Consider the following 2,656-nt stretch of genomic DNA (forward strand, 5'->3'; position numbering starts at 1 on the left):
GTCGAGCGCGTTGCGGGCCGCCTTCGCGAAGTCGGCGACGGTCGCCCGGATGTCCGCGGCCGTCATCTCGCGCGGCACGACGGCCGGCCGGCGCCCGCCGGGCGTGACGACCGTCTCGGGGAGCGGCACCGGTGAGGGCGCCACCGGCGTCAGCCCGCTGGTCGCGGGATGGCCGACCCGGCCGCCGTGCTGGAGCTGGAGGAACATCCCGCCGCCGCCGGCGTCCCGCACCGCGTCGGTGACCCGCCGCCAGCCCGCCACGTGCGACGGCGTGTGGATGGCGGTGATGTTCGGGTACGTCTGTCCGACCGCGTTGGGCGTCGAGGCCTCGGCGATGATCAGTCCCGCGGAGGCGCGCTGGGCGTAGTAGGCGGCCATGAGCTCGGTCGGGGTGCCGTCGGCGGCGGCGCGGTTCCGGGTCAGCGGCGCCATCAGAAGACGGTTGGGGAGGGCGAGCGGGCCCAGCCGGGCGGGTTCGAAGAGCGCTGGCGTGTGCGTCATGGCCGTACGCTAGAACCTGACACTGATGTCAGAATCAAGCCCGGGGGTGGGACGGATGCGGATCGGCGAACTGGCCCGGCGCACCGGAGTGAGCGAGCGGTCGCTGCGCTACTACGAGCAGCAGGGCCTGCTCACGGCCGAGCGGACGCCGGGCGGACACCGCGAGTACCCGGAGGCGGCCGTCGACCGGGTCGTCCGGATCCAGGAGCTGTACGCGGCCGGTCTGCACAGCGACAGGATCGCGCGGCTCCTGCCCTGCATGCGGGACGCGGACGGCGGCCCTTCGGCCGTCGCCACGCCGAAGCTGGTCGCCGACCTCGTCGCCGAGCGGGACCGCATCGACCGGATGATCACCGACCTGGTCCGCTCCCGGGACACCCTGGACGAGGTGATCGAGGCGGCCCGCACGCGCTGATCCGCCGCCGACGGCGACCGTCGTGGACCCGGACGGCCGGGGGTGCCGTCCGGATCGGGCCGGCTCCGGGCAGCGGCGCCTCGCGGCCGGACCGGGCGGGCTCCGGTGCCGTGCGCCGCACGACGGAGGAGGGTGCCGGGGGCGGAACCCCGGCAGGATGCGGACGTCCCTCCTAGGGCTGTTCGATCCGGCAGAGGCAGAACGGATGCCCCGCCGGATCGGCGTACACCCGGAAGTCCTTGCTCTCGTAGTCCTCCCGGTCCAGCACCCGCGCCCCCAGCGCCAACACCTTCTCCTCCGCCGCGTCGAGCTCCTCCCAGGTCCCGCCGGCGTCGAAGTCGAGGTGGAACTGCTGGGAGTCGTGGTCGGCGCTAGGCCAGTCCGGCGGGGTGTGCCCCGGCGCCCGCTGGAAGGCGAGCCGGGGCCCCGCGGGGATCTGCAGCACCACCCAGTCCGGGTCCTCCTCCACGGGCGTGCCACCGCCGACGGCCGCGTAGAAGACGGCCAGTTCACGCGGGTCGGGGCAGTCGAGGACGACGGAGCGCAGACGGGCCACGGGGGCCATGGATCCTCCAGGGGTCAGTGGGTCAGCAGGCACACAGGCAGAACGGGTGCCCGGCCGGATCCGCGTAAACCCGGAAGGTCCGCGAGCGGTCGTCGGTGTCCAGCGGCCTGGCGCCCAGCGCCAGCACCTCCTTCTCGGCCGCGTCCAGGTCCTCGACCGTCAGGTCCAGGTGGAACTGCTGCGAGCGGTCGGCCGACGGCCACTCCGGCGCCACGTACCCCGGGGCCGCCTGGAAGGCCAGCGTCGGGCCGCCCTCCACCTTCAGGTCCACCCACTCGCCCTCGTCCACCACCGTGCCGCCCACCAGCCCGGCGTAGAAACCGGCCAGCGCGCGGGGGTCGGGACAGTCCAGGACGACGGCGCCCACCTTGGCAACGGACATGACTTCCTCCTTGTTGTTACCGTCAGAGCCGGGTAACCAGTAACCGTTACCGCATGCTCCCGTATCGGAGGTAACGTCGCAAGGGATTAAAAAGGGAGAGGCGGCGTCCAGGCATGAGTGAGAGAGCGGCTCCGCCCGGGAGGCTGGCCCTGGTCCAGGCCCTGGTCAACACGCTGGACGTCGAGTCGGGCGCCGACGCGCTGGACACGGCGGACGGCCGTGCGCCGTTCGGGCTCACCGAGGACACCGCCGCTTCCGCCCGCGAACTGCGCGAGTCCCTGCGCGCCACGCTGCTCGCCCACGCCGGACACCCGCCCCACCGCGAGGTCACCCCGCTCGGCGAGCTGCTCGCCCGGGCGCCCCTGGTGGTCACCGTCGACCCGGTGGACGGCTCCGCCGCACTCGCCCCCGTCGACGACGGGGCCCTGCTCTCCCGCATCGCCGCCGCCGTCGCCGAGGCGGTCACGGCGGGCACCTGGAACCGGCTGAAGGCCTGCGAGGCCGACGACTGCCTCTGGGCGTACTACGACCGCAGCCCCGCCGGACGCGGCCGCTGGTGCTCCATGCAGGTGTGCGGGGCCCGCGCGAAGATGCGGCGCTACCGGGCGAAGGGGGCGTGAACGCTCCGCTCGGGTGTGGTCGGCCGTGTGCCGCGCCGCCGTGGCCGGTCGCGCCCGCGCGGCGGTAGCCGCACGGTCGGTACGGTCCCGCGCCCCTATAGGGCGCTGCCGGGCCGCAGTGGGCTGTGCGGGGTCCGCTGGGGGTGCGGCGGTGTGGCGTCGGCCGTGTGCCG

Annotated in this window: 4 protein-coding genes and 1 pseudogene; 2 read left to right on the plus strand and 3 right to left on the minus strand. The window is 74.4% G+C overall.

Translation table 11 applies throughout. The features are described 5' to 3' along the window. Window positions 1-501, minus strand: a pseudogene (locus B7767_RS07165) (alkene reductase); the annotation flags it as partial. Window positions 502-556: 55 nt separating this feature from the next. Here B7767_RS07165 and B7767_RS07170 point away from each other — a divergent pair. Continuing rightward, window positions 557-916 (plus strand): MerR family transcriptional regulator, encoded by a 360-nt coding sequence (locus tag B7767_RS07170; protein WP_085571406.1) that lies wholly within the window; start codon window positions 557-559, stop codon window positions 914-916. Between the two features lie 172 nt (window positions 917-1,088). On the opposite strand, the gene B7767_RS07175 is transcribed toward B7767_RS07170, so the two are convergent. Further along, window positions 1,089-1,481 (minus strand): VOC family protein, encoded by a 393-nt coding sequence (locus tag B7767_RS07175; protein WP_085571407.1) that lies wholly within the window; start codon window positions 1,479-1,481, stop codon window positions 1,089-1,091. Between the two features lie 22 nt (window positions 1,482-1,503). Continuing rightward, on the minus strand, window positions 1,504-1,863 hold the full coding sequence (locus tag B7767_RS07180) for a VOC family protein (protein ID WP_085571408.1): 360 nt from the start codon (window positions 1,861-1,863) through the stop codon (window positions 1,504-1,506). Window positions 1,864-1,976: 113 nt separating this feature from the next. On the opposite strand from B7767_RS07180, the gene B7767_RS07185 reads away from it, so the two are divergent. Further along, window positions 1,977-2,483, plus strand: coding sequence for a CGNR zinc finger domain-containing protein (locus B7767_RS07185; protein WP_085571409.1), 507 nt, complete (start codon window positions 1,977-1,979; stop codon window positions 2,481-2,483). Window positions 2,484-2,656 lie beyond the last annotated feature (173 nt).

The sequence above is a fragment of the Streptomyces sp. 13-12-16 genome, from assembly GCF_002114215.1.
In the GTDB taxonomy this organism is placed as follows: domain Bacteria; phylum Actinomycetota; class Actinomycetes; order Streptomycetales; family Streptomycetaceae; genus Streptomyces.

Coding starts and splice junctions, on each gene's coding strand:
- B7767_RS07170 (WP_085571406.1), top strand. CDS start 557: ATGCGGATCGGCGAACTGGCCCGGCGCACCGGAGTGAGCGAGCGGTCG.
- B7767_RS07175 (WP_085571407.1), bottom strand. CDS start 1,481: ATGGCCCCCGTGGCCCGTCTGCGCTCCGTCGTCCTCGACTGCCCCGAC.
- B7767_RS07180 (WP_085571408.1), bottom strand. CDS start 1,863: ATGTCCGTTGCCAAGGTGGGCGCCGTCGTCCTGGACTGTCCCGACCCC.
- B7767_RS07185 (WP_085571409.1), top strand. CDS start 1,977: ATGAGTGAGAGAGCGGCTCCGCCCGGGAGGCTGGCCCTGGTCCAGGCC.